The organism is Haloarcula sp. H-GB4 (genome assembly GCF_030848575.1).
Lineage (GTDB): Archaea > Halobacteriota > Halobacteria > Halobacteriales > Haloarculaceae > Haloarcula.
The window spans coordinates 125043-150735 of record NZ_JAVDDX010000001.1; the positions used below are offsets into that span (position 1 = coordinate 125043).

The 25693-nt window shown below is 62.7% G+C and carries 29 protein-coding genes; 10 read left to right on the forward strand and 19 right to left on the reverse strand.

Features of this window, described 5'->3' with window-relative positions; genetic code table 11:
• Positions 1 to 24: 24 nt before the first annotated feature.
• Genes RBH20_RS00660 through RBH20_RS00670 form a run of 3 tightly spaced genes read right to left on the reverse strand, consistent with a single transcriptional unit; the run spans position 25 to position 2060 of the window.
• Positions 25 to 675 carry a bifunctional 4-hydroxy-2-oxoglutarate aldolase/2-dehydro-3-deoxy-phosphogluconate aldolase gene (locus tag RBH20_RS00660; RefSeq protein WP_306704493.1) on the reverse strand — a complete coding sequence of 217 codons (651 nt, stop codon included), beginning with the start codon at positions 673 to 675 and terminating at the stop codon, positions 25 to 27.
• Positions 676 to 728: 53 nt separating this feature from the next.
• A complete protein-coding gene (locus RBH20_RS00665) occupies positions 729 to 1103 on the reverse strand; it encodes a cupin domain-containing protein (RefSeq protein WP_306704495.1) in 375 nt (124 codons plus the stop codon).
• 48 nt (positions 1104 to 1151) lie between these two features.
• Positions 1152 to 2060: an AEC family transporter gene (locus RBH20_RS00670; protein WP_306704497.1), complete on the reverse strand. Its 909-nt coding sequence runs from the start codon at positions 2058 to 2060 to the stop codon at positions 1152 to 1154.
• 289 nt (positions 2061 to 2349) lie between these two features.
• On the opposite strand from RBH20_RS00670, the gene RBH20_RS00675 reads away from it, so the two are divergent.
• Both RBH20_RS00675 and RBH20_RS00680 read left to right on the forward strand, forming a co-directional pair.
• Complete coding sequence (locus RBH20_RS00675; RefSeq protein ID WP_306704499.1) at positions 2350 to 3759, forward strand: signal recognition particle protein Srp54; 1410 nt, start codon at positions 2350 to 2352, stop codon at positions 3757 to 3759.
• Between the two features lie 109 nt (positions 3760 to 3868).
• The gene (locus tag RBH20_RS00680; protein WP_004964622.1) at positions 3869 to 4267 is read left to right on the forward strand and encodes a universal stress protein; all 399 of its coding nucleotides are present in this window, start codon (positions 3869 to 3871) and stop codon (positions 4265 to 4267) included.
• Between the two features lie 8 nt (positions 4268 to 4275).
• On the opposite strand, the gene RBH20_RS00685 is transcribed toward RBH20_RS00680, so the two are convergent.
• The 6 genes from RBH20_RS00685 to RBH20_RS00710 all read right to left on the reverse strand — a co-directional run bounded on the left by RBH20_RS00685 (position 4276) and on the right by RBH20_RS00710 (position 10005).
• Entirely contained in the window at positions 4276 to 4959 is a 684-nt protein-coding gene (locus RBH20_RS00685) for a co-chaperone YbbN (protein ID WP_306704502.1), read from the reverse strand.
• Positions 4960 to 5703 carry an ABC transporter ATP-binding protein gene (locus RBH20_RS00690; RefSeq protein ID WP_306704504.1) on the reverse strand — a complete coding sequence of 248 codons (744 nt, stop codon included), beginning with the start codon at positions 5701 to 5703 and terminating at the stop codon, positions 4960 to 4962. It lies immediately after the preceding gene.
• The gene (locus RBH20_RS00695; protein ID WP_306704506.1) at positions 5700 to 6458 is read right to left on the reverse strand and encodes an ABC transporter ATP-binding protein; all 759 of its coding nucleotides are present in this window, start codon (positions 6456 to 6458) and stop codon (positions 5700 to 5702) included. Before RBH20_RS00695 ends, RBH20_RS00690 begins: the two co-directional genes overlap by 4 nt.
• A complete protein-coding gene (locus RBH20_RS00700; protein ID WP_306704509.1) occupies positions 6455 to 7546 on the reverse strand; it encodes a branched-chain amino acid ABC transporter permease in 1092 nt (363 codons plus the stop codon). Before RBH20_RS00700 ends, RBH20_RS00695 begins: the two co-directional genes overlap by 4 nt.
• On the reverse strand, positions 7543 to 8481 hold the full coding sequence (locus RBH20_RS00705) for a branched-chain amino acid ABC transporter permease (protein WP_306704511.1): 939 nt from the start codon (positions 8479 to 8481) through the stop codon (positions 7543 to 7545). Before RBH20_RS00705 ends, RBH20_RS00700 begins: the two co-directional genes overlap by 4 nt.
• Positions 8482 to 8613: 132 nt before the next feature.
• Positions 8614 to 10005 carry a substrate-binding protein gene (locus tag RBH20_RS00710; RefSeq protein ID WP_306704513.1) on the reverse strand — a complete coding sequence of 464 codons (1392 nt, stop codon included), beginning with the start codon at positions 10003 to 10005 and terminating at the stop codon, positions 8614 to 8616.
• 131 nt (positions 10006 to 10136) lie between these two features.
• Here RBH20_RS00710 and RBH20_RS00715 point away from each other — a divergent pair, with 131 nt between their 5' ends.
• From RBH20_RS00715 to RBH20_RS00730, 4 genes are all read left to right on the forward strand, one after another.
• Entirely contained in the window at positions 10137 to 10988 is an 852-nt protein-coding gene (locus tag RBH20_RS00715; RefSeq protein ID WP_306704514.1) for a hypothetical protein, read from the forward strand.
• A 55-nt stretch (positions 10989 to 11043) separates the two neighbouring features.
• Positions 11044 to 11622 (forward strand): magnesium transporter, encoded by a 579-nt coding sequence (locus tag RBH20_RS00720; protein ID WP_306704516.1) that lies wholly within the window; start codon positions 11044 to 11046, stop codon positions 11620 to 11622.
• On the forward strand, positions 11623 to 12189 hold the full coding sequence (locus RBH20_RS00725) for a magnesium transporter (RefSeq protein ID WP_306704519.1): 567 nt from the start codon (positions 11623 to 11625) through the stop codon (positions 12187 to 12189). It abuts the gene before it with no gap.
• A gap of 116 nt (positions 12190 to 12305) precedes the next feature.
• On the forward strand, positions 12306 to 13352 hold the full coding sequence (locus RBH20_RS00730; protein WP_306704521.1) for a nucleoside recognition protein: 1047 nt from the start codon (positions 12306 to 12308) through the stop codon (positions 13350 to 13352).
• A gap of 21 nt (positions 13353 to 13373) precedes the next feature.
• Here the strand turns inward: RBH20_RS00730 and RBH20_RS00735 are convergent, their stop codons facing one another.
• The gene (locus tag RBH20_RS00735) at positions 13374 to 14108 is read right to left on the reverse strand and encodes a GNAT family N-acetyltransferase (protein ID WP_306704523.1); all 735 of its coding nucleotides are present in this window, start codon (positions 14106 to 14108) and stop codon (positions 13374 to 13376) included.
• Positions 14109 to 14231: 123 nt separating this feature from the next.
• The gene (locus tag RBH20_RS00740) at positions 14232 to 15125 is read right to left on the reverse strand and encodes a CBS domain-containing protein (protein WP_306704525.1); all 894 of its coding nucleotides are present in this window, start codon (positions 15123 to 15125) and stop codon (positions 14232 to 14234) included.
• Positions 15126 to 15212: 87 nt separating this feature from the next.
• Between RBH20_RS00740 and RBH20_RS00745 the strand changes: the two genes are divergently transcribed.
• From RBH20_RS00745 to RBH20_RS00755, 3 genes are all read left to right on the forward strand, one after another.
• Positions 15213 to 16172, forward strand: coding sequence for a lamin tail domain-containing protein (locus RBH20_RS00745; RefSeq protein WP_306707424.1), 960 nt, complete (start codon positions 15213 to 15215; stop codon positions 16170 to 16172).
• Between the two features lie 51 nt (positions 16173 to 16223).
• Positions 16224 to 17279, forward strand: a complete 1056-nt coding sequence (locus tag RBH20_RS00750) for a molybdopterin-dependent oxidoreductase (protein WP_306704527.1) — start codon at positions 16224 to 16226, stop codon at positions 17277 to 17279.
• A gap of 242 nt (positions 17280 to 17521) precedes the next feature.
• Positions 17522 to 17866 carry a hypothetical protein gene (locus tag RBH20_RS00755; RefSeq protein WP_306704529.1) on the forward strand — a complete coding sequence of 115 codons (345 nt, stop codon included), beginning with the start codon at positions 17522 to 17524 and terminating at the stop codon, positions 17864 to 17866.
• A 58-nt stretch (positions 17867 to 17924) separates the two neighbouring features.
• Here RBH20_RS00755 and RBH20_RS00760 read toward each other — a convergent pair whose 3' ends face one another.
• The 7 genes from RBH20_RS00760 to RBH20_RS00790 form a co-directional block, all read right to left on the reverse strand.
• On the reverse strand, positions 17925 to 18548 hold the full coding sequence (locus RBH20_RS00760) for an HAD family hydrolase (protein WP_306704531.1): 624 nt from the start codon (positions 18546 to 18548) through the stop codon (positions 17925 to 17927).
• Positions 18545 to 18967 carry an RNA-binding domain-containing protein gene (locus RBH20_RS00765; protein ID WP_306704533.1) on the reverse strand — a complete coding sequence of 141 codons (423 nt, stop codon included), beginning with the start codon at positions 18965 to 18967 and terminating at the stop codon, positions 18545 to 18547. The genes RBH20_RS00760 and RBH20_RS00765 overlap by 4 nt, the downstream gene beginning before the upstream one ends.
• A complete protein-coding gene (locus tag RBH20_RS00770; protein ID WP_306704535.1) occupies positions 18964 to 19527 on the reverse strand; it encodes an AAA family ATPase in 564 nt (187 codons plus the stop codon). Before RBH20_RS00770 ends, RBH20_RS00765 begins: the two co-directional genes overlap by 4 nt.
• Positions 19528 to 19578: 51 nt before the next feature.
• The gene (locus tag RBH20_RS00775) at positions 19579 to 20421 is read right to left on the reverse strand and encodes a polyprenyl synthetase family protein (RefSeq protein WP_306704537.1); all 843 of its coding nucleotides are present in this window, start codon (positions 20419 to 20421) and stop codon (positions 19579 to 19581) included.
• A gap of 61 nt (positions 20422 to 20482) precedes the next feature.
• On the reverse strand, positions 20483 to 21433 hold the full coding sequence (locus RBH20_RS00780) for an electron transfer flavoprotein subunit alpha/FixB family protein (protein WP_306704539.1): 951 nt from the start codon (positions 21431 to 21433) through the stop codon (positions 20483 to 20485).
• A complete protein-coding gene (locus tag RBH20_RS00785; RefSeq protein ID WP_306704541.1) occupies positions 21433 to 22224 on the reverse strand; it encodes an electron transfer flavoprotein subunit beta/FixA family protein in 792 nt (263 codons plus the stop codon). The genes RBH20_RS00780 and RBH20_RS00785 overlap by 1 nt, the downstream gene beginning before the upstream one ends.
• Before the next feature lie 84 nt (positions 22225 to 22308).
• A complete protein-coding gene (locus RBH20_RS00790) occupies positions 22309 to 23400 on the reverse strand; it encodes a hypothetical protein (RefSeq protein ID WP_306704543.1) in 1092 nt (363 codons plus the stop codon).
• Between the two features lie 154 nt (positions 23401 to 23554).
• Between RBH20_RS00790 and RBH20_RS00795 the strand changes: the two genes are divergently transcribed.
• Complete coding sequence (locus tag RBH20_RS00795; RefSeq protein ID WP_306704545.1) at positions 23555 to 24787, forward strand: hypothetical protein; 1233 nt, start codon at positions 23555 to 23557, stop codon at positions 24785 to 24787.
• Between the two features lie 183 nt (positions 24788 to 24970).
• Here RBH20_RS00795 and RBH20_RS00800 read toward each other — a convergent pair whose 3' ends face one another.
• Positions 24971 to 25591: a methyltransferase domain-containing protein gene (locus tag RBH20_RS00800; RefSeq protein WP_306704547.1), complete on the reverse strand. Its 621-nt coding sequence runs from the start codon at positions 25589 to 25591 to the stop codon at positions 24971 to 24973.
• Between the last annotated feature and the right edge of the window lie 102 nt (positions 25592 to 25693).

Consider the following 25693-nt stretch of genomic DNA (forward strand, 5'->3'; position numbering starts at 1 on the left):
TCTTTCTCCCACCGGCCGGGTGAGCTACTCTCGGGCGGCCTCGACGGCGCCGACGAACTCCGCGGCCTGTTCGCGGACACCGTCCATGTCGTCGTTCTCGATGGCCTCGTAATTGACCAGTGCTGAGCCCGCGCCAACGGCGACCGCGCCGGCATCGAAGAACTCGTCGACATTATCGGTCGAGACACCACCGGTTGGCATAATCGGGACGTCACCGAGTGGACCCTGCAGCGCGCCAATGTGGGCCGGCCCGACCGTTTTCGCCGGGAACATCTTCAGGATATCAGCGCCCGCTTCCATCGCGTCGGCGGCCTCCGTCGGCGTCATGACGCCCGGGATAGCGAGGACGCCCTCGCGGTTACACACATCGATGACGTCTTCGTTGAGGTTCGGCGCGAGGACGAACTCCGCGCCGGCCTCGATGACATTGCGGGCGGCGGCGGCGTCCATGACTGTGCCGGCTCCGATGATGGCGTCGGTGTCGTCAAGTGCCTTGTCGACGGCGGCGATCATGTCCGAGCAGCGCTTCGCATCCGCCGTCAGTTCCAGTGCTGTGACGCCGCCCTCGTGGACAGCCGTCGCCACGTCGACCATCTTGTCCTCGGGAATTCCCCGCAGGACCGCCGTGACGCCGCTGTCGACCAGTTCCTGTTGTACCGCCTGTTTGCTCGTCATGGGCGCAACTGTGACGGGGTGGCTGAAAAGCGTGTCTGAACTGCCGGACCACGCTACGTGTCCGGGTCGTATGGGCGCGCGATGTCGGTCGGTGGCGCGCCGACGCCCAGCACGGTAACCGACTCGTCAGCATCAGCGGGATTGTGCGCGCGATGTGGGCTGTCCGGTTCGGCGACGAACACCTCGTCGGCCGAGACGACGTACTCCCCGTCGGGCGTTTCGACGTGAAGCGTGCCCTTGAGCACGTAGAACAGTTCCTCGCGCGTCTCGTGGTAGTGGTAGGTCCGCGAGAGGTCTTCGCCAGGTGCCATCTCGTAGGTGGCCGCGTGGAGTGCGTGGAGTTCGGCAGCATCGGAGATGCCGCGCCGGTCGCAGGGGTAGTCCTCAGTTTCCGACAGCGACTCGGGGTCAATCTGGTGATAGCCCATATGGTCGGTGGGGGCGCCGGCGGGCAAAAGCGTGACCACGCCGGGGCGTCAGGCGAATAGCCAGATGAGGAGCGAGAGCGTTCCGATGGAGACCACTGTCGAGGTGAAGACGTTCAGCGAGGCGAAGGCGGCGTCGCCGCCGAGTTCTGTTGTGTAGACGTACGTCGACACCGCCGTTGGGGTACCGAGCATCACGACCGCCGCACCCAGCGCCGTCGCGTCCATCGACAGCGAGGAGTACACCAGCCACGCCAGCGCCGGCATCCACAGTACCTTCAGCCCGACGACGCTGACGGTCTTTTGCAGGTCCGACACCGGGAGGTCCGTGTCAAGCGTCGCACCGATACACAGCAGGGCGACCGGGAGCGCCAGCTCCGCCGGTGGACCGAGCGCACCGATGAGTAACTCCGGAACGGACAGCGACAGGACTGAGGCTGTGATGCCGGCCGCCAGCGCGATGAGTACCGGGTTCGTCACGAGTTTCTTGCACTCGCTCAGCAGCGAGGCGTCGCTGCCGTTGATACGGACCAGCAGGAACACCGTCACCGGGACGTGGGTCACCGCGCCGATGCCGAGGATGACGCTGGCGACAGCCGTCGCTTCGCTGCCCATCGTCGCCGCCACGAGCGGCAGACCCAGAAACCCCATGTTGCTGTGATACGACTGAACGACGGAGACGCTGCGGCGGTCGGCGGACTCCAGCCGCCGGTGGACGAGCCAGCCCATCGTTATGGTCAGCGCGACGATGACCCAGAAGCCCCCCAGCAACGCCGGCGAAATAATCTCCCGTAACGGGCGGTCGTACGTAGATCGGAATATAAGCGCCGGCAGGGCGACAGTAAAAACGAGTGTGGTGAGGATATCCGTCCGCCGCTCGGTCAACAGCCCGTAGTGGCCGGCGGCGACGCCGCCCGAAAGAAAGGCGATCATGAAACCGAGCTGCCCGAGAACGGCCATATTGTCGCCCAGTCGCTTCGACCTTTTGACCCTTTTGTCACGGGCAGAAACGGCATTTATCCAGTAGGCACTGTCTCCCGCGTAGGCAGCACCGGGTGCCGACGCCGACGCACGCAACCCCATCTCGGAACCGATTGGCCAGTTGACGTGGGCGGGACTGAAATGACCGGAGCGCTCCGGCTTTCGGCGGTGGTCGTCACGAGAGCAAACCCAGTTCCCTACGTCTACACGGCAGTCGAGAGCATGACAACAAGCCTTTACCCGCGCCGTCGCGTATCTCGCGCCAACAATGGTACTCGACGATCTTGGGAGTTCACTTCGGGGGACGCTTGACGACCTCCGGGGGAAGTCCCGGCTCTCTGAAGAAGACATCGAGGACATCGTCAAGGAGATTCAGCGGTCGCTGTTGCAGGCCGACGTGGATGTCGGGCTCGTTCAGGACCTCTCCGATAGCATCGAAACACGCGCGCTAGATGAGGAGCCCCCGGCGGGGACGACGCCGCGGGATTGGGTCCTGCGCATCGTCTACGAAGAACTGGTCGACCTCGTCGGCGAGTCGACCGAACTCCCGCTGGAGGAGCAGACCATCATGCTCGCCGGTCTGTACGGGTCGGGGAAGACGACGACGGCCGCAAAGATGGCGTGGTGGTTCTCGACGAAAGGGCTCCGACCGGCCATCATCCAGACCGACACGGACCGACCCGGCGCGTACGACCAGTCCAAGGAGATGGCCGAGCGCGCCGAGGTAGACTTCTATGGCGACCCCGACGAGGACGACCCGGTGAAGATTGCTCGCGACGGGCTGGAAGCGACGGAGAACGCGGACGTTCGTATCGTGGACACGGCGGGCCGTGACGGTCTGAACGAGGAACTCATCGAACAGATTGAGCGTATCGAGCAGGAGGTCCAGCCCGATCGGGACCTGCTCGTGCTGGACGCGGCGATGGGCCAGAGCGCCAAGAGCCAGGCCGCCGACTTCGAGGCGGCCATCGGCATCGATGGCGTCGTCATCACGAAGCTCGACGGGACGGCGAAAGGTGGGGGCGCGCTCGCAGCGGTCAACGAGACCGACTCTACCATCGCCTTCCTCGGCTCCGGGGAGACGGTCAAAGACATCGAGCGGTTCGAACCCTCCGGGTTCATCTCCCGACTGCTCGGGATGGGTGATCTCAAACAGCTCACCGAGCGCGTCGAGCGCGCGATGGAGGAAACCCAGGAAGGCGACGAGGAGGACTGGGACCCTGAGGACATGATGGAGGGGAAGTTCACCCTCAAGGACATGCGCAAGCAGATGCAGACGATGAACAACATGGGGCCGCTGGACCAGGTGATGGATATGATTCCCGGCCTGGGCGGCGGGCTGATGGACCAGCTCCCTGATGACGCGATGGACGTGACCCAGGAGCGGATGCGGGACTTCGATGTCATCATGGACTCGATGACGGAGGAGGAACTGGAGAACCCCCGCGTCGTCGGCCAGTCCCGGACCAAGCGCATCTGCCGTGGGTCCGGCAAGCCCGAGGAGCGGGTGCGTGAACTCCTCCAACAGCACAAGCAGATGGAGCAGATGCTCAAGCAGTTCCAGGGAATGGGCGACGGCGACATGGAGCGGATGATGAAACAGATGCAGCAGGGCGGTGGCGGCGGTGGCGGGATGGGCGGTATGGGTGGCGGCGGCATGGGGCCGTTCGGCGACTGACGCCGCTGTGCCGATCCGCGGGACGCGATACGTGACGCTATTTTTGATGATCTATGTTCGAAATCCGGGCCAGAACTAAGGGTTGGCCCGTTCTACAGATGAAGCGAGCATGTACGAAATTGTCGCTGGGATAGACAAAAGTGAGGCTCGTGGGACCGCCATCGCTGAATCGATAACAGAAATTCCGATGGACGCCAGCCAGGTCCGTGTCACGCTGCTGCACGACTTCGAGGAGAACCCCGAAGGCGCGTCCGTCGATCAGGTGGCCTCCGTGCGCCGGGCACGAGAAGTCCTCGAGGACGCTGGCGTTGAGGTGGCGCTGGAAGAGTCAAGCGGCGAACCGGCCGACGCGATCCTCCGGTTGGCTGACGAGCAGGACGTCGACATGATTGTCGTCGCCGGACGCAAGCGGACGCCGACAGGCAAGGTGCTGTTCGGCAGCGTCACACAGAGTGTGATTCTCGGTACGGACCGTTCCGTACTGGTCTGTAGCGGCGAAGAAGAGTAACGCCGCAGTCAGACGCCGTACACTTCTTCGACTCGGTCAGCGAGCGGCGACGGGTCCGTCCGCCCGGTGATCCGCTCGACGGGCTCGCCGTCCTCGAACAGCACGACGGCGGGCGCTGCGTTGACCCCGACCGACTGACAAAACTCCGGGGAGCGCTCGCCGGCGACGCCGCCGACCGGCACGCCGTCCGGGAACGCGGCCAGAACGTCGTCTAACTCCGCTTTCATCGCTTCGCAGGGGTCACAGAACAGCTTCCACACGGTCACGACACACCGGTCGTGGGTGTCGACGAACGCCTCGTAGCTGTCGTCGTCGAGGTGTTCAACTCTCTCGGGTACCGGCGTCTCCGGCCCCAGTTCGGTCGCCATCTGTGCCATCGTCGTCAGTTCCACGATGGTGTAGGCGTCGTCGACGTTCGACCGCAGGGTCAGGAACGTGGCGAACTCCTCGCGCGATACGTCGAGTTCGTCGACCCGCTCGGCTGCTTCGGCGGCCGAATCGAGGCCGAACACGTCGGCGACGGACTCGTGGAACTCCGTGTCGCCCATCGTCACGTAGGTGTCGTAGTACACCTCGCGGTCGGCCTCGAACGCTTCTGTCGTGCTGACTTCGTCCGTTTCCTCGTCGATGACGACGACACCTTCCGACTCCAGTGCGTCGAGTAGCGCTTCGGGAGATTGAGTTTCCGACATTCAGACACCTAGGTACTTGTCGCGGGTCTCTTGGTCGTTCTGCAGTTCCTCGGCGGGCCCCTCGAAGACCACCTGTCCACGGTCCAGCACGTAACACCGGTCGGCGATTTTCATTGCCGCGACAGCGTTTTGCTCGACCAGTAGTATCGTCGTCCCGTCTTCGCTGATGCGTTCGATGGCGTTCTCGACCGACTCGATGATCTGTGGTGCCAGCCCCTCGTATGGCTCGTCGAGCATCAACAGGTCGGTGCTCTGGTGGAGCGCGCGGGCGATGGCGAGCATCTGCTGTTCGCCTCCGGAGAGCGTGCCGGCCTTCTGTGACCGCCGTTCGTCGAGTCTCGGGAAGTACTCGTAAATCTCCGCCGCCGACATCCCTTCGTCGCGGAAATCGAGCTTCCGTCGCCAGGTGTTCGACTTGTTGCGGACGGTGTCCGCGAGGTGGAGGTTCTCGGCAACGGTCAGGTCAGTGAACACGCGCCGTTCCTCCGGAACCAGTGAGATACCGCGGACGGCGATGTCCTCCGGCGGGTCGCTGGTGATGTCCGTCCCGTCGAACTGGATCGTACCGCTCCGGACATCGGGCGGCGTCGCTCCGGAGATACATCGGAGTGTCGAGGTTTTCCCCGCGCCGTTACGGCCCAGCAGGGCCGTGATTTCGCCGTCGTCGACGCTCATCGACACGTCCTGAATGATGTGGCTCTCGCCGTAGTAGCCGTTGATGTTGTCCACGTCGAGCAACGTCATTCCTCGACACCTCCCAGGTACGCTTCCTGCACAGCAGGGTCGTTCTGTACCTCCGTCGGCGTCCCCTCCGCGATAACTGACCCACGGTTGAGGACGACGATGCGGTCGGAAATGTCGAAGACGATCTCCATGTCGTGTTCGACCAGCAGGAACGTCAGATCGAGTTCTTCCTTGACGCGTTTGATGAGGTCGACGGTCGATTTCGTCTCGTCGGGCGACATTCCCGCCGTTGGCTCGTCCATCAGCAGCATGTCCGGTTCGGCGGCCAGCGCGATGCCAAGCTCGAGCCGGCGCTTATTCCCGTAGTCGAGGCTATCGGCTTGGTTCTCTCGCTCGTCGTACAGGCCGACCGACTCGAGCACTTCGTTTGCCAGTTCATCGACCGCCGGGTAGCTGTTCTGATTCCGGAAGAAATTGAATCGGAACGAGCCGTGCTCGGCTGCCAGCGCCGCGATGGTCGCGTTCTCCTTGACGGTTAGTTCAGGGAAGATAGAGGCTGTCTGGAAGGACTTGCTCATCCCCCGCTGGACGACCTCGTGTGGGTCCATCCCGATGATTGAATCTCCTTGGAACGCGATTTCCCCGTAGCTCGGTTCGAGCCGTCTGGTGACGAGGTTGATGAACGTCGATTTCCCCGCGCCGTTGGGGCCGATGAGGCTCACGCCCTCGCCCTGTTCTATCTCCAGATTCACCTCATCAACGGCAGTGAGGCCGCCAAACTGCTTGGTGAGCTGTTCCGTTTTGAGGACCGTCATTCGTCCTCACCTCCGACGACCATATCACGAACGTAGTCGATACCGCCCCAGATTCCGTTGGGGAAGAGGACGACGGCGACGACGAACACGACGCCGAGGATGAGGTGCCAGAACGGGCCAAGTGTCTCGAACCCGCTGACAATATTCTCGATGTACAGGTACAGTCCGGCGCCGAACAGCGGCCCGAACAGCGAGCCGACACCGCCGAGCACAGTCATGATGACGATACGACCGGACTCGGTCCAGTACAGCGACTGCAGGGGCACGTAGTTCCCCTCGATGGTGAACAGGCTCCCGGCGATACCAGCGAAGGCCGCCGAGATGATGAACGCCATCAGCTTGTACCGCCAGACATCCAGCCCGACGAACTCCGCCCGCCGTTCGTTCTCCCGAATAGCGCGGAACACGGTTCCGTACGGCGAGTGCAGGATACGGTTCGCCATTGCGACTGACAGCACCGCCACGACGGCGACGAACACATACAACATGTCGTCGACCAGCATCGTCAGCGGGAACGGCACCCCACCGTGGATGTCGATAACGCCCAGCAGGCTGCCGATGTCCACGGAGGTGAAGCCGTTTTCACCGTTGGTGAGGAAGGCCAGCGGCGAAGCCGCCAGGTAGAACGACATCTGGCCGAACGTCAGCGTCAGGATGGCGAAGTAAATCCCGCCGCGGCGTAGTGACAGGAAGCCGACGACCCACGCCAGCAACACGGCAAACGCCGTGCCGGCGAGCAACACCAGCAGCGGCGAGCTACTGACACTCGCGCTGAAGATGCCGGCGGCGTAGGCTGCACCGCCGAAGAAGACGGCGTGACCGAACGACAGCAGGCCGGTGTATCCCAGCAGGATGTCGAACCCGACGGCGAAGATGCCGTAGATGAGCATCAGCGTCGCCAGCTGCGTGTAGCCGTCGAGGAAATTGTTGAACAGGAACGGGAAGACGGCCACACCCACGACCGTCAACAGGACCGTCGATATCTCCCGGTCGCGGAAGCTGGCCCATCGGTCGGCGAGGCCACCGGTAACCTCTGCATCTGCGTCGGCCGCTGCCGTCGCAGTCGCGTCGCGTGGTTCGTCGCTCACGAGACATCCACCTCCGAGCCCAGCAGCCCCTGCGGACGCACCAGCAGGACTAGCGCTGCGAGCGCGTAGATGCCGACCTGGCTCCAGGCGGCGTAGCCGGTCTGAATGAGGAAAACCTGCAGCGTGCCGAGCATCAGCCCGGCTACCACGGCTCCCTCTATTTTCCCGACGCCGCCGATGACGACGGTCAGGAACGCCGGAACTAACTGTTCAGTCCCGATGTTGGGGTTGACGTTAGCAAGTGGGCCACCGACGACGCCGGCCACGCCGGCGAGTGCGGCACCAATGCCGAAGACGACGAGGTACGGTCGGCTCAGTTTGATCCCAAGCAGTCGAACCATCTCGCCGTCGAGGGTACCAGCCTGAACGATGAGGCCGAAGTCAGTGTACTCGACGAGTGCGTACACGCCAAGGACAAGGACTGCGGTAATCGCGATGACGCCGAGTCGCCAGCGCGGGAAGTTTCCGACAACGGGCAGCGCGATAGGGCCGGATGCCCACGAAGGCTGTTGGAACGGCTGGCTGTTCCCGCCAAGCAGCGCCCGGAGCAGTTCCTGGACGATAATTGCGAGCCCGAATGTCACGAGAATCTGGTCAGTGTCGGGTCGGTCGTAAAAGGCCTGTGCGATGAACCGCTCCATCAGCAGTCCGATAATGAACACGACAATCGGAACGATGACCAGTGCAGCAACGAACCCCAGTCCGATACCGTATGACTGGATGCCCCATTCCGCTAACTGACCGTCGTTCAACGGGACCTGTCCAGTTATGAACAGCCCTAGATACGCGCCGACGAGGTACAGCGCCCCGTGGGCGAAGTTGACGAATTTTAGCGTCCCGAGGATAATCGACAGTCCAACCGCGAGCAGGACGTAAATCGCGCCCTGTTGTAGCCCATTCAATAGGATGGTGAGGATATCCGCGAGTAGCGTCACGTCGGATCCCCCCCACTGCACTCCGCTCGTACTATCTGCGTATTCCTAATCATGCTAGTTTTTGTGTATCAAGTAAGGCAACCTCATGCACTATAAATCATGAGGGGTACGGTCCCCTGTCCGGATTCTGCCCTATTCGTCGCCGTACTCGCCGAGTTCGCACTCCGCGGCCGGCCCGGAATCGCACCCGTATCCGACGTCGTCTCGAGAGGTGATCTCGACAATGTCGATGAAGTTCCCGTCTGACTGTTCGCTCTCTGGCAGCCCCTGGGCAACCGGAATGTCCCGCTGGGCCTGGTGGTCACAGGCGCGCATCGTCTCCTCACCCATGCCGATGTTGCTGTACTCGTAGTCCTCCAGTTGGCGGATGACCTCCGGCGGGTAGAACGTGCCCGCTCGTTCGGCGGCGGCCGCGTACTGGAGCGTCTGTGAGTAGGCGAGCTGGGCCGGTCCGGACGGAACGCGGTCGTACTCGTCCTGGAACGCCTGCGTGAACGCGTTCGACGCCTCGTTGTCGATCTGGGAGTCCCAGGCAATCGTCCCGTAGATGCCTTCGATGGACCCACCGGCGGCCTGTGCCATCGGGCGGTTGTACAGCGGGACGACGAGTTCCATGTCCTCGTCGATACCGGCATCGACGGCCTGGGAGACGGAGTTCGCGCCGTCCAGCCCGTAGTGGTTCAGGACAAGCACGTCCGCGCCGCTGTTTGCGGCCTCCGAGAGATACGAGGAGAAGTCGCTGGTCCCGAGCGGCGTCGGCACGCTGTCGACTTCTTCCCACCCGATTTCCGAGAGGAACTGGTTCATCGAGTCCTGCTGGGTCTGGCCCCAGGAGTAGTCGGCGTACAGCTGGTAGAAGGAGTTGTCCGAGCCGTACTCGCTTTCAAGCACTGGTGCGAGCGCCTGGCCGGTCATGTACGCGTTGAACATCTCCCGGAACCCGTACCGGGCGCAGTCTTTCCCAGTCGTGTCGTTCGAGTGGGTCAGACAGGCCATGAACATCACGTTCTGCGACTGACAGAGACCCTGCACGGCGATGGCCACTGCACTGGAAGAGCCGCCCGAGATCATCACCACGTCGTCCCGGTTTATCATCCGCGAGGCGGCCTGTCGGGCGGTGTCGGCGTCGGTTGCCGTGTCACCGTTTACCGAGTCGACCGTGTACCCGAGGACGCCGTCGCCGCTGAGGTCCTCGAAGCTGTCCACCCAGCCACCCCCGTTATTGAGATGCTTCTGTGCAAGTTCGTACGCCCGGAGTTCGTCCTGCCCCTCAGAGGAGTAGGGTCCGGATTGTGGAACGTTGAACCCGAACGTGACTGTGTCGCCCTCAACCGGGAAGTTCCCGAGCGATGGGTAGTCATCACCGCCGTCGCCACCGCCATCGCCACCGTCGCCGCCGTCGCCACCACCATCGCCACCGTCACCACCGGAACAACCGGCCAGTCCCGTCAGCCCTGCCACACCTGCGACGCCCGTACTCTTCAGCAACTGTCGTCGGTTGACCGATCTGCCATTAGTTGGCATGTTCCATACGGTGTCTGTATATATCATAATAGTTTCGGTAGGTTAATCAACGATTTCACATCTATAGAACGACATATCCCCGATAAATGGCGATCCGTAGACTTATTCTGACCTGATTGGTTTGTTAGAATATGACGAGGTATCTGTGTCGGCAGCTACTCGTCCTCACCATCGTCGTAACCGCGGGCTGTGGCGGGTTCGGGTTCAGCGGCGGCAACGACCTGGCGACGCCGGTGACGCCTGCTCCGGTACCGACCGACTCTGCGACCACATATCCGACTGGTGTCGGCCCAACGGGTGTCACTAGCCCATCCTTGCTTGGGGCTGCACACGGGAACCGTCTCAACGGAACCGGGTACACGGTGACGATGAACCGGACCGTCAGATATGCAAACGGGTCATTGCGGTCCCACCTTCGAGTCCACGTCGCGCTGGACGCGAACCGGACACACCTCGCTAACATATCTGTCCGTGGCCACGCGGCCCCGGTGCTCCTTGGCCGACCGCCGGCGACTGCGTCGTTCTGGTCCGATGGCGATAGGTATCTCCGCCGACTCGCGCGAGACAACCAGACCATCTACAACGAGTACGACCCGCCGGACAGCTACGCCGGAACGTGGCGGTACTGGGTTCATACCGCCGCGCTGAACGGCCGTCCTGCCGCCGACGTGACTCAGACCGTTGCCCCGTTCCACACCCGGACCCTGCGGTCCCAGCAGTCAGATGGGCCCGTCTACGTCATCAGGGGCGACCGATTGCGGGAAAACACGACTTCGACAGCGTGGACGAGCCGGGAGAACGCAACGCTTGTCGCCCACGTCACGCAGTCAGGCCTCATCCGATACTACCGGACCGAGTACACGACGGTCACGGACGGCGGCGACCCGGTCACCATCAACAGAACAGTTCGGTTTACTGGGGTCGGGAACACGACGGTCGGGCCGCCACCGTGGCGTGGTAGAGTACAGTCGACTCCCGACTGAGGCGTCGCCAGCGCTATCAGGGGGCTTTTTTTCGCTCGCCGTCCTTCGCCCTGCAATGACTGTCCGCGAGGTGGCACTCGAAGCCTACCGGGAATCGCTCCCGGTGCTGGCACTCAGTGCGGTCGGCGGCCTCTTCGCGGGCGTCGTCCTTGGCGGCATGGATGCGGAGTTACAGGATGTCGCCGGACTGCTTGTGCTCGTGCCAGCACTCCTTGCCACTCGGGGGAACGTCTACGGCTCACTCGGCGCGCGCCTAGGGTCGGCGCTCCATCAGGGGCTTATCGAACCGAGGTTTTCCTTTGCTGACGACCGCATCAACGCTGCCGTCGCGGCGGCACTGGCGAACGGGGTACTCATCAGTGGTGTCGCCGCGGTGATGGCCGCCGTGTTGCTCGCGCTGATCGGACGACCGTCGGCCCCGCTCACGACTCTCATTGCCATTGCGCTCATCGCGGGCTTTGTCTCAGGGCTGTTGTTGACCATTGCCGTCGTCTCGGTCGTGTTCGTCGGCTACCGCCGCGGCCTCAATCCGGATACGCTGGCCGGCCCGGTCGTGACGACGACGGGCGATGTGGTCGGCATTGCGACGCTGCTGGGCGCGACCCGCCTCGTCCTCGCGCTGGGGGGTGGCTGAATGGCGGAATTCGCCTCCCAGTGGTCGGTTTCAGGCATCGTCCGGACGATGTTCCCCATCCTGATCGTGCTGACCGCTATTGAACTCGGGAGCGGCCTCGTTCTCGATACCTTCGAGGGAACACTGCTACAGTATCCGTCGTTGCTGGTGCTCGTCCCGGTGACAATCGGGATGGCTGGCAACCTCGGTAGCATCCTCGCGGCGCGGTTCTCGACGGCGTTTCACCTCGGCCTGCTGTCGTTCACGCCGACTGACGACCGGTTGGCCGGCAATGCTATCGCTACCCTTGCGCTTGCGGTGACGCTGTTCCCGCTCGTCGGCGCTGGCGCATGGCTCCTCCAGACCGTCATCGGCGGTGCTGCACTCCCGCTCCGGACGGTCGTGCTGGTCGCGCTCGTCAGCGGGAGTCTACTGGCGGTGCTGGCCATCGTCGTGACGACGGTGACAACCTACGCCGCCTACCGGTTCGAACTGGACCCCGACGACGTGGTTATCCCCGTCGTCACGAACGTCTGTGACGTGCTGGGTGTGGTGGTGCTGTTCGGTGCTGTCCGCGTGCTTGTGTGAGAGGTCGGCGTCGGCACTTCGGTATCTGCTGTCCCACACGGCTACCGCTGCGCGGTTCCCTGAAATCGACCGACGCTATCGATGGGCATTTGCGGGCTAGGACCGTACGTTTCAGCGTGCAGTCGCTCGTTGCCGCAGTGCTTGGCCATCCGGCAGTCGCTGTCCTCGGAGAGGTCGCTATCAGGGTCCTCCGCATCACCTTTTTCCTCTCGTTTGGCGTGTTTCTCGCGGAACTGGCGGTCGCGTTCGGACTGGTCGAGAAAATCGCCGTGGTTTCGCGGTATCTCACGTCGCCGGCAAACCTCCCGGACGAGGTTGGGACCGCGATCCTGACGACGACGGCGTCGACGACCGCCGGCTACGGGATGCTCGCCGACTTCCGGGAGTCTGGCGTGCTGTCAGACCGTGCGACGATAATCGCCGTCACCATCAACACGTTCTTCGGTTTCGCCCAGCACATTATCACGTTCTACGCGCCGATACTCATCCCCATACTGGGCTTCCGGGTTGGGGTGTTGTACGTCGCGACGCGGGGACTCATCGCGCTGGCGATTACGCTGACTGGCATCGCTGCCGGCGCGGTCCTGCTGGACGCATCCAACGTCGGCCGGTCCGGCGCAAATACGGACCCGGCCCCCGACGGTGGGACCGCTGGCGACGCATCCGACGTGTTCGACGACCGTCCGGAGAGTCGTCGAGCGGCCGTCAGGACAGCATTCGACGCGACGGGAGAGAAGGTCCGCGACATCCTGCCGCGGCTAGCGGCCATCTACGCTGTTGTCTCACTCCTGCTCGCCTACAGTGATGAACTACTGGCACTCATCGGAAGCGACGGGGCGTCCGTGACGACTGCCGCCGACGGGTTCGCCGGACTGCTCGGCCTGCCCGGGGCGGCAATCCCCGTTATCGCCGCCTACGCGCTCGATACGACTTCGGGGGCGACGGTCATCGCACCGCTCATCCGAAACGGGACCTTCTCCGCGCGAACCGCCGTGGCGACGATGCTCGTTGGTGGAATCATCTCGTTTGCCGTCTCGACGTTCAAGCGCTCGATCCCCTTCCAGTACGGCATCTGGGGCCGGGAGTTCGGCTCGAAAGTTATTGTCGTCAACACGGGGCTGAAAATCGTCTGGATTGCGCTGGCGCTGGTCGTCCTGCTGTAGTGAGACGCCGGTAGCCCGGCGTCAGTCGAACGTGTAGGCCATCATCACTTCGTCGACCTGCTCGCCGTCGACAGTGTAGTGGTTCCGACGGATACCCTCGGTGTGCCAGCCGTGGTCTTCGAGGAACACCATCGCGTTCTCCGTGATCGCTGGCACGCTGTTGTACAGCTTCCGGTAGCCGTTGGCTTTCGCCCAGTCCAGCCCGCGTTGCATGAGCTGGCTGCCGATGCCTTGGCCACGCTGTTCCTCTCTGACACCGACAGTGAGCTGGGCCGTCTCGCGAAGCTTGTCCAGCTGCGGGATGTCGAGGTGGCACCAGCCGATGACCGCCTCGTCAACTGTCGCGACGAAGAAAACTCTTGATTCAACTGTGTTGTGCCGTGTAACGGCATCTTCGTACAGCAACTGCTCGGCGACGCTCTCGGCGACGACGTACGTCCCGTCGCTTGAGACGTTCCGAATGGTCTGGACGAGCCCCTCGAAATCGTCATTATGAGCCGGTCGAATCGTGTACGTCAGCCCGTCCGTGGTGTGTTCCTCGACTGAGCCGACATCGAGCGCTAGCGTCAGTGTCCCACCGTCGTCCTTGATGTACCCCTTCGACAGAAGGTGCGTCAGGGCCTTCTCGAACGCTTCGGGGGAGAGGTCTACCGTCTCACGGACCCTATGCCGTGCCGCCGTCCCGTGTCGTTCGACGTACTGGTACACCTCCATCGCCGCGCTCGTTTCGAATGTCGGCCGTTCGACAGCGTCCATACCGAATGTATCTACTAGCAGATTATTAACAATTGTTATTTGATAACACGAAACAGGAAACGTGGTTGGAGTTCTCCCGGACTAGCCATAGTCGAATGTGATAGGGTGCGCCTGACTGTCGGTCTATGCCGTGTCCGGAATCGGATCGGAGATGACAACGGCGTCGCCCTCGATGACGCAGTTCCCCTCAGAATCATCGACGGCCGTGGCCAGCCGAAACCGGTTGTCCTGAATGCGTTCGACGACCTCACAGCGGGCCGTGACCTCCTCGTCGATATCGACGGGCCCCTGATAGCTCAGCTCCTGTGAGAGGTAGATTGTCAGCCCGGGGAGCCGCGCCAGAGCCGAACTGATGATGCCGGAAACGAGCGTTCCGTGAACAATTCGGCGGCCGAACCGCGTGCCGTCCGCGAACGTCGCATCGAGGTGGAGTCTGTTCGTGTCGCCACTCGCTTCGGCGAAGGCCTCCACGTCAGCCTTGGATATCGTCTTGCTGAACTCGACGTGGTCACCCACGTCGATACCGTCGGCAGTCCCGTAACTCTCGAACGTCCAGTCCTCGTTCTCGTACAGTGTGTCCGGCCGGGTGAACCGCTTTCGCTGGGGCTGGTCGCTGGACATCCCTATCGCCCGAGAGAGGTGCGGGATGTAGTCCGAGAGGTCAGTCGTCGTGACGATGCCGACGAGTGACCCTTCCTCGACGACGGGCAGCTTCTTGATATTGTTCGTTCGCAGTCGGTCGACGGCCGCTTGCATGTCCGCGTCGGGAGCGACCGTCACCAGTGTCTCGGCCATCACGTCGCCGACGGTCAGTGCTCTAGTATCCCCTTCGGCCGCGGTGACAGCAACGATATCGCTCTCCGTGATGATACCGACGCAGCCGCCGTCGTCCTCGACGACGAGTGAGCCGATGTCCTCGTCGCGGAGGCGTCGGGCAGCTTCGATGACCGGAGCGTCGGGACTGATGGTTTTGACCGGTGTCCGCATGATATCTCTGACTGGCAGCGGGACAAGCATTGTACCGAAACCCAGACATGGCAGACCTATAACAGTCCGCCCAGCGACACCGGCATGCTTGTGTCGCCGGCCGCCAACGTCTATCTGATGCGATGGCCTGTGTTCGGTTTTGTCGTCGTCGTTCTCGTGGTTGCTGCCGGCTGTAGCGGTTTCGCCGGCTCACCATCGCAGTCGGCGGGGACCGCCGTCGACGACCAGTCTGGTGTCAACGTGCCACAAGCAACTGTCACCGTGACGGTCACTGCTGTCGTCGACGGTGACACAATACAGGTCGCCTACGAGAACGGCACCGGTGACACAGTCCGACTCGTCGGCGTCGATACCCCCGAAGTCCATACCGAGAACGACCCCGCGGAATTCGAAGGCGTCCCAGAAACTGACGATGGGGCGTCTTGCCTCCGCGGGGCCGGCACGAACGCGTCGTCGCTCGCTAAACAGCGGCTCCTCGGCGAGACCGTTGGACTCGCGTTCGACCAGAATCTGAACCGGCGCGGCTACTACGATCGGCTGCTGGCCTACGTTGTCCACGACGAGACGCTGTTCAACTACCGGCTTGTCGAAACCGGTCATGCGCGCGTGTACGACAGCGAATTCGAACGAGCCGAACTATTCTACGCCGCCGAGGAGGCTGCCCGCTCCGACCGGCGCGGCCTCTGGCGCTGTACGGACCCGAGTGCGGTGACTCGAACGGCTATCCCCGACGGTGGGACTGAGAGCGCCAGCGGCATCGCACTTGCCGAAATCCACCCCGATGCGGCAGGCAACGACAACGAGAACCTGAACGACGAGTACATCACACTCACGAACACCAACGATGCGCCGCTCGATCTCTCCGGGTGGACGGTCAGCGACGACGTGGGCCACCAGTATACGTTCGCGAACTTGACCCTCGATTCAAACGGCTCAGTGACCCTCTACACCGGCAGCGGCACCGACACTGACACGACGCGGTACTGGGGCCGGAACGGGGCAGTCTGGAACAACGACGGCGACACGGTTATCGTTCGGAACGCCAGCGGCGAGACGGTTCTTCGACAGTCGTACTGATGCTGTCACGCCGCCACGACAGTATAAACCAATCCAGTGCTAACAGTACCCATGACCATCCGCCGGCTGATGCCAACGCCACGGGCGGTCGACTGGGGGCTGTTTGCGGCGGTGGCGACACTGCTTGCCACCGGTGTCGCCACCATCTTCGCAGGCATCCCCAGCAGTGCGTGGATAATCGACCTCCACGCACTCTCCGGCGTGGTGCTGACGCTTCTGTTGCCGGTGAAGCTTCGCCGCGTCTTCCACCGCGTCGCCCCGTCGCGGCTGACCGGTACCCGTCTCCTCTCGGTCGGTCTGGCCGCCGTCACACTGGGCGCGCTCAGTACCGGCGTCTGGTGGATCTTCGGCGGTACGCTCGACCTCGGCCCGTGGGGGCTGTTTCACCTCCACGTCGCGCTCGGCCTACTGGTCCCGCCATTGTTACTGGTGCATCTCCGCGCCCGGCTCTACTCGCCGGCGGAGGCCACCCGCGGCGGCCGCCGGGACGTTCTCCGGTACGCTGGCTTGGTGACCGCGGGAGCGCTCATCTGGCGAGTTCAGAGGCCGGTCAACGACGCACTCGACACAGCCGGCGCGGACCGCCGGTACACCGGGTCACGTGAGGAGGGGACCGACGACGGCAACCGGTTCCCCGTCACCAGCTGGGTCGCCGACGACCCGGACCCGGTCGACGCTGCCGACTGGTCGCTGTCGGTCGCTGGCCGCGTCGCCAGCCCAACCAGCTACGCTGCCGGCGACCTCTCCCCGGACGCAACCGAGTCGGCGGTGCTTGACTGCACGAGCGGCTGGTACTCCGGGCACGAGTGGCAGGGCGTCCGCGTCGGCGACCTGCTCGACGCCGCCGACCCCGACGACGCGGCGGCGTGGGTCCAGTTCCGGTCGGTGACCGGCTACCGCTGGAGCCTCCCGCTGTCGGAGGCACGCGATGCCGTGCTGGCTACCCACGTCGACGGCGAGCGTCTGGCCCACGGTCACGGCTACCCGCTCCGACTTGTCGCGCCTGGTCGTCGGGGTTTCCAGTGGGTGAAGTGGGTCGAGTCAGTGCGAGTCAGCAAGCGCCGCGAACTCGGGGAGTGGCTTGCGATATTCGTGAGCGGACTTTGAGTTCGTCCGAGTCCCTCAGCGACAGCGCAGTCGTCACTCTTTGTGGGCTGTTCCGCCTAGAAGGTGGAGGTTACCTGTAGTACACGGCTCCTTCGGACGGGTTCACTCCGCTGCACTGCCAGTCTTTGCCGACTCGCGGCCCAGTGCAACACTGCGCTAGCAGCGCTCGAAAGAGCAGCTTACCACTGTAGTTGTCATTGAAGCTACTACTAACGAAGTACCAATGCGCGATAGCAGGAGACATGAACTGGCGGCACCCCGCTCGATTTGCCGGTCCATCGAACACCGCCGTCGCCCTGTGGGCGGTCGCCGTCGCTTTTTTTGGTGTCGGTGACCTCGTCACGACACTCGTTGGCTACAGTATTACCGGCGTGACTGAACTCAGCCCCGTGGTCAAACTACTGCTGGAGGAGCACGCGGTGCTGGTGCTGACCGGCCTGAAAACCACGGTGTTTGTAGGCTTTTTCGCCGTCTGGAAGTACGTTTCTTGGCCATATTCTATCGGCGTCCCGCTCGGCCTGGCGCTACTAGGCGTTGCGGTAACGGCGTGGAACACCGGCATCATCCTCACGGCTGTACTGGCCTGAGCCCCGGCGGTCGGCAGCTTCCAGTACCCGTGGCGTTCTGTCCCGGCAGTTACGCAGGCTACACCAGCGCGTCGATAGAATCCCAGAGGTCTGGCCCGCCGCCGTCGCCCGACTCGTAGTGAATCGGCACGAAGCCCGCGTTGCGTGCGCCCTCGACATCGGTTTCGTACTCGTTGCCGACCATCACGTACTCGTCGGCCGGAAGCTCCTCCCGGACCCGGTCGAACGGAGCGCTGTCGGGCTTGTGCGCGCCGACCTCGTAGGAGGCAACAAAGAGGTCGAACAGGTCGGTCAGCCCGTGGTGGTCGAGCTTGGCGACCTGCCATTCCCGGATACCGTTGGTGACAATTGCGAGCTGATTGTCGGCGGCAAGTGCGGTCAGGCTGTCCCGGGCCGCCTCGGGGACGGTCGTCGACGCGAACTCGGTCTCCCTGAGCGTCTCGACCAGCGTGTCGAGGTCCACGTCCGCCCCGACCGCCTCCACGACGGCGGCCATCGACTGGCGGTACGGGTTTGGCTCCAGCGCCTCGAAGGCCGTGTAGAACGCCTCCTTGCTAACGGCCCGGACCTCGTCCGTATACTCGATACCGTGGGCCTCGACTGTTCTCTGGATGATATTCTTGTACGGCTCCGGATAGTGGACGACCGTGTCGTCGAGGTCGAAACAGATGGTCGTCGTCATGTGTTGTCGTCGTAGACCGGCTGTCCGTCCTCGGTTGGCGGCGCGACATAGTCGATGTACTCCTCGGCGGTCGGTTCGTTGACGGTCACGTTCACATGGATGTCGCCCAGTTCTGAAGGGTCACCGACCGCGAAATTGATTCGCCCCTCGAACGCTGCCTGCTTTTTCACGTCGAACGCGAAAGTGTCACCCTCCAGATTGTCGAAGAAGACCGACCGGGCTGTGTCCAGAATTTCTCGCCGGTGGAGCAGCTCGGAGAACCCGTCCATCGTGTGTACCTCCGCGACGAGTGCGCCCTGCTGGTGGGTCGGGTCAGCCTTCGGGAAGAGGTTCCGGACTGCGTCGGCGACCCGGTCGGTTACTTCGGTGTCGTTGACGGGGGCTTCGATTCGGATGTCGACGGAGTAGACGGCGCTCATTGGTCGAGTACCTCCGGTCCATCCCGAATCAGTGTGCGAACGGTCCGCTGGAACGCGGCCAGCGTCTCCGTGTTCTCGATAGTCAGGTCGGCCATCTCCATGGCCTCGCCCATCCCGAAGCCGAGTTCGCGAGCGTCGCGGTCCTCAAGCGATTCGCCACCGTCTTCCACCGAGGTGTCCCGTCCACGGATGTCGAGGCGGTCGGCCCGCAGTTCAAACGGAGCGTCTATCTCGACGAGCAGGAACGTGTCGCCGAACGCCGATTCGAACGCTTCGACCTCTACGTCCGACCGGATACCGTCGATGAGGACGGTGTCGTTCGATTCGAGTTCCGCCTCGATCATCGGTAGCGAGCGCTCGGCGATGGCGGCGGGCCCGTTCTCCTCTCGGAGTGCCTTCGCGACCGTCCCGTGGTCCGTTGCGGGGTTGAGCCCGCGGTCACGGCACTCCTCGCGGATGACGTCGCCCATCGTCACGATCGGCACGTCCATCTCAGCGGCGACGTTCGCTGCCTCGCTTTTCCCGCTGCCCGGCAGCCCGACGATACCGATAACTGTCATTGCCGGGCGTAATCGAGCAGCGGGCAAAAGCCCTCCCGTTCGGATCGGTCCTCACCGTTCGCGGACAACGACGAACTCCGCGAGGTCGCGCAGGTACTCCATCGACTGGGACTCCGGGGCGTCGATGGTCGACAGCGACTCGAGGGCGGCGTCGGATTCGGCCCGCGCTCGGTCGTTTGCCTCCTCGGTTGTCAGCTCCGTCACTTCCACTAGCGATGGTCGCTGCATCTCCGCGTCGGTCCCAGCCGGCTTGCCCAGCGTTTCGGCGTCTGCCGTTGCATCGAGCACGTCGTCGCGCATCTGGAAGGCTACACCGACCCGTTCAGCGTACTGGCCAACTGCCTCGACCGTGTACGGGTCCGAGTCGGCGGCGATGGCTCCAAGTTCCGCCGCAGCGCGGAACAGCGCCCCGGTTTTCCTGCGAGCCAACTCCATGTACTCCTTCTCGTTGGAGGGCTCCGCGACCAGTTCCATCGCCTCGCCCTCGCCCAGTTCGACCATCGACTCGGAGACGGTCTGCATGGCACGCTCGTCCGTGGAAAAGAGATTGAACGCTTCGCCGAGCAGACCGTCGGAGGCGATAATGGCTGGGCCGTGGCCGAAGGCCTCCCAGGCGGCCGGGGACCCCCGCCGGAGTTCTGACTCGTCGATGATGTCGTCGATGACCAGCGAGGCGTTGTGAACGAGTTCGATGCCGACTGCGAAATCAACGGCGTCCGCTGGCTCCCCACCCAGCGCCTCACACACCAGCACTGTCACCGTCGGCCGCACCCGCTTCCCCCCGGAAAGCGCCACGTGACGCACTTCGTCTGCGAGTTCCTCCGGCTCCACGCTGTCGAGAACCGCCTCTAGGCGCTCCTCGACCCGGTCGCGCCGGCGCTCGAGATACTCCATTACTGCTCCCTTAGGACTACCATAAAAAGTACCTTGTCACCCGCGATTCGGTGTGTAGCGACTACTGGAACTGCTCGATGAGTGCCGGGACGACCTCGAACAGGTCGTCCTGGATGCCGTAGTCGGCGATATCGAATATCGGCGCGTTCGGATCGGTGTTGATAGCGACGATCGTATCTGACCCCTTCATTCCGGCGACGTGCTGTACGGCCCCGGAGATACCGATGGCGATGTACACGTCCGGGGTGACGACTTTCCCGCTCTGGCCGACTTGGCGGTCCTTCGCCAGCCAGCCATTGTCGATGAGCGGCCGCGAACCCGACACCGTTGCGTCCAGCGCCTCAGCGAGGTCGTGAATGATATCCAGATTCTCTTCTTCCTCGATCCCGCGGCCGACAGACACCAGCACGTCGGCGTCGGTGATGTCGATATCGCCACCGCCGACTTCCTCGAAGCCCTTTACCGTAGACTTGACGGCGCTCTCGTCGATGCTCGCGTCGAACGCCTCGATGGCGGCGTCGCCCTCTGTCTCGATTGTCGGCCATTCAGCTGGGCGGATAGTCACGGCCGCTTGGTCAGCGTGGACGTCGATTGTCGTCTCGGCTTTTGAGCCGTACAGCTCTCTGGTAGCGGTGAGGCCGTTCTCAGCGTCGATGTCAACCACGTCGGTCACAAGCGGCCGGTCTAGCCGGTTTGCGACTGCTGGCGCGTAATCAAGCCCATTAACGCTGTTCGGCATCAGGAGAACGGTTGGATCCAGTTCCGTGGTCAACTGAGTGACAACCTGCGTGTACACGTCGTGGTTGAACTCCTCGCCGATATCGACAGTGTGGACGGTGTCAACGCCCTCGCGGTTCAGCTTCGCCCCGAACGCTTCGACATCCCCGCCGATAACGGCGGTGTGTAGCTCGCAGTCGAGTTTGTCGGCGAGATCGCGACCGGCTGCTAACTGTTCCAAGCTCACTGGTCGGAGCTCCCCGCGCCGGTGTTCGGCGATAGCAAGGACCGACATTAGTTGGTCACCCCCTTCTCCGCCAGCAGCTCGGCCAACTCGGTCGCCGTCTCCTCGGGACTCCCCTCGAACACCGTCGCCTCGCCCTCGGTCTCAGGCTCGTACAGCGAGGTCTGTTCGAGCGGACTCTCGATTTCAGACGCGTCAAGACCGATATCTGTCAGACCGTACTCCGCGAGTTCCTTGCTCTGGGCCTGCCGGATACCCCGAAGACTCGCGTAGCGTGGGTCGTTGATCCCGGTCTGTATCGTCAGTACGGCCGGAATCTCAATGTCGGTGAGTTCCTCGACGCCGCCTTCCAGTTCCCGGTGGACGCTGGCAACACCTGCCTCCGGATCAAGGTCGAGGTCGTTGACGACAGCGCCCCACTCCATGTCAAGCTTATCGGCCAGCGTGACACCAGTCGCCCCGAACCCGTCATCGGCTGACTGGACGCCGGTCAGCACAAGATCGGGGTCTTCCTCGGCAGCGACGGCGGCCAGCACCTCGGCCTTCGTCTCGGGGTCCAGCAGGCCGGCGTCGTCGAGTGCGTCGTCCCAGACACGGATCGCGCGGTCGGCCCCTTTCGCCAGTGCCTGCCGGATTGTCTCATCCGTCTCGGATGGGCCGACGGTGACAGTGACGACCTCGACATCGTCGTGGGCCTCCTGTATCTGAACGGCCGCTTCGACAGCGTACTCGTCCCACTCGTTGAGGTCGGCTGTGACGTACCGGTCGTCGATAGCGAGGCCGTCGATCTCGAACTCGTCGTCGACGGCTGCCACCTCCTTTACCGTGACAAGGATTTTCATACTCGAACTCCGACCGGACAGCGAATAAACGTTTTCGAACCAGAAACCACGCCCGGCTTGTTTACACTCAGGTCGTCCCGTCGGTTACTCGTCGAAGTCGGTGATATCCTCATCCGGGAACGAAATGAGGTTCTCCCGACCGATTCGGAGCTTGTCAATGCGACCCTCGTCGTCCATCGATGAGAGCAACTGCGACACCTTCGCGTTCGACCAGCCAGTCTCGGAGACAATACGGGCCTGTTTCATCCGTCCACCGTTCTCTTCGAGGAGCCGTTCGACGCGTTCTTCGTCACTCAGGAGTTCAGCATCGACATCGTCTGAGGCCGCGGTATCGCTCGTTCGCGCTGCCGTCCCGGCGCTGTCGTCTCCGTCGTCGTCCCCGGCTCCAACCGACGGTAGTGCGTCAGAATACCCCGTTTTGAACATGTAGCCGACGGCGCCGACGAGTAGCACCATCAGTACGACCCCACCGATCCAGGCCGAATCGATGCCGCTGAAGATCGACTCCGGGGTCTCCGCTGGCGTTCCGGTGTCCGGCTGTTCCCCAGTGTACACGACGGAGAGGTATCCCGGTTCGAACGTTCGTTGCCCCTCGAAAACGAGCTTGCCATCGTTGACGGCGCTCGGGGCACTCTCGACCCCGTATCCCGGCGGCGGCGAGATGACGAATCGCTGGTCGGCAGTCAGCGTCCCAAACCACGTGCCGTCCGTGGAATTGAACGCATCTCCAACGACGATGTTCTCGTCGGTAACCACCGCGAAGTTCGTCCACGTAAACTCGAGGATCAGCTGCCCTTTGCGGTCTGACACCTCGTACCGACGGTCGACGTCGGTGATCTCCATCTCACGCCCGGTAACCGTACTGGCCTCGTCTTTTGCCTCCCGGAACGCTGGCAGCCACACTGCCTCATCTCCCTCTGCGAACTGCTCACCGGTGTCTCTAAACCATTCAGTCTCGGTTTCGTCAAGCGCATAGGTATCCGTTATCGTCCACTTGGCGTCGCCGTTTGACTGTAGCTGGAGGGCAAACGTCGTGTTCTCCACGACCGGTGCTGGTGTCCCGGTCGTCTGCTGGGCAGGAACACCACCTGTCGCCGCCGCTGTCGCAAGCGGCGGGGTCGCCAACAGGGCAAACAGGACAAGGAGGAGGAGAGCACCTGAAACCCGCGGGGTCATTCTCGTTCACCGATGAACGTTCTGGGGGCAAAACCCTTTCTATCCGAGAATAAAACGTCAGCAGGCGCTTTGAAAGGTCTCGTGCCCTCTGAGTCGATTATTGATGTATGGAGAATGGGGAGATTTTTGTACGGTGGGTGAGTACGCATCGCTGATGCGTCCCCTCCTCGCAGTCGGTGTGATCCTCCTCATGGTTGTTTCCGTGGCTGCCCCGGTGACCGGGTTCGCCCCGCCAGCCCAGACCGATGAGGGCAGCGACCAGCTGCCACAGATCACGGCCGTCGACAACACGACGAACCATCTCACCATCCCGGCCAGCGATGTCAGGTCGACGACGTACAACCGATCCTCAATCGATGTCGGTGTCGCGGTTGCAGCTGGATCCAGTGACCTTCGGAGCGATTACGCGACGACGACGTTTGAACGACAGTTCTTCCAGCAGGACAGCGAGGCTGCCCGCGACCGCCTCGTCGACGAGACACTGACCGATATCGAGAACCAGCGAACGAGTCTGGAACAACGGAATCAGGCCGCCATCCAGCAATACGCCAACGGTGTAATAACCGCCACTGAGTTCCTGCGACAGCGGGCACTGATCGACGCCGAGTCCCGCCAGCTGGCTACCCGACTGGACCGGATTCGGGCGACTGCCGGAACTGCACCAGACTACTCACTCTCACCGGCTCAGCGCTTCCGGCTGGAAAACAACAGGGGCGTCCTCAAGACATATCGCGGCCCGATAAGCCAGCGTGTCAGTGATGAGACCGCCGGTAAGGTTGAGCCGAATGCGGTGTACGTCGAGGCATCATTGGAGGGGTATATGCTGTCGACGGTCTCAGACGGCCAGTACACGCGTGAGACATATCTCGGTCAGGAACGCGAACAGACGGCAGTCGACCAGTTCGCACAGACCAACGACTCTCTCGGTGCGGTCAACACGCGGGCTGAGACGCTCTACCCGTGGCTCTATAGCGAGCAGTACCCGTCTGTCCAGACGTACGGTCGGAGTGCTATCTACCAGATCCAAGCCGACCATCCGAACGGACGGCTAACCGCGTATCTCGACGGGGGCACGACAAACGTTTTCTACGAAACCCAGCATCTCGAACTGACGACGGTCGACCGGTCGGAAGTAGCGACAAACGTGAACCAGTCAGTTCGCGTCCGAGTCCAGCAGTCCTTTGAGTCCGGACCACTGCTCGTCACGGTCATTGACAACAGTACGGGGTCCACGGCAGATGCAACTGTCAGGATAAACGGCAAGCGGATCGGGACGACCGGGACGGACGGCGCCCTCTGGACGGTCGAACCCCGTGGAGAGTACACCGTCACTGCGACCACACAGGACGGCGAACGAGTTCAAGTGCCTGTCCGTGGGTCGGTGTAGCGACGCAGGAATGTTGAGACTCGCTGTTATTCGGACACTTCTGCAATCGTTGTGATCGCACGTGGAATGCCCGGTCGGGACTATCAAACCACCTTTTTACGGCTCGGATGACCTTTGGTCACCGCTCCCCGCAAAAACGTGGGCGAAAAAGCAGCCATTTCGCTTTGCTCGTACCCGAAGGGATTACTCGGGCACTTCTGCAATCGTTGTAATCGCACGCGGACTGCCCGGCCGGGACTGTTGGATGTGATGTTCGAACTCCTCAAATCCGGCCTCGGTGAACATCCGGTCGGCCTCCTCCTCATCGTAAAACAGCATGATGGCGTCGGCCATCTTCTGGAAGACAGTCGAGTTCGGATAGTCGGGGCCGACGATGAGAACCTTGCCACCGGGTTTGGTCAGTCGGCGGCACTCAGCAAGCGCGTTGACGGGGTTGGGCCAGTACTCAATAGACCCCGAGGACCACACCGCGTCGAAGCTGTCGTCCTTGAACGGGAGTCGTTCAGCGTCACCGAGGTGGTAGCGTACGTCACCGAACTTCCCGAACTTCTCGAAGGCTTTCGAGAGCTGGTGGGGGCTCTGGTCAAGCCCGTAGACCGTATCCACGTGTTCGAGCAGCCCCTCGGTGGCGAAGCCGGTGCCACAGCCGACATCAAGGACCTTGTCGTCGGGCGAAAGGTCGAGCATTGCGATTGCCTCGTCGCGCATCCGTTCGTCCCAGATGAAGGGGTTGATCTGGTCGTACACCTTCGAGAGATACTTGTAGAACGTCCGCGCGCGGGCTTTGTTCTCGAGGACTCCCATTACTCTCAGTTTAGGACTTGGCGGTCATAATTCCCCGGATTTCGGCCGCTGTATCACACGGGGAAACTTCGCAACTACCAAATAGCCGCTCTGGCAACGCTC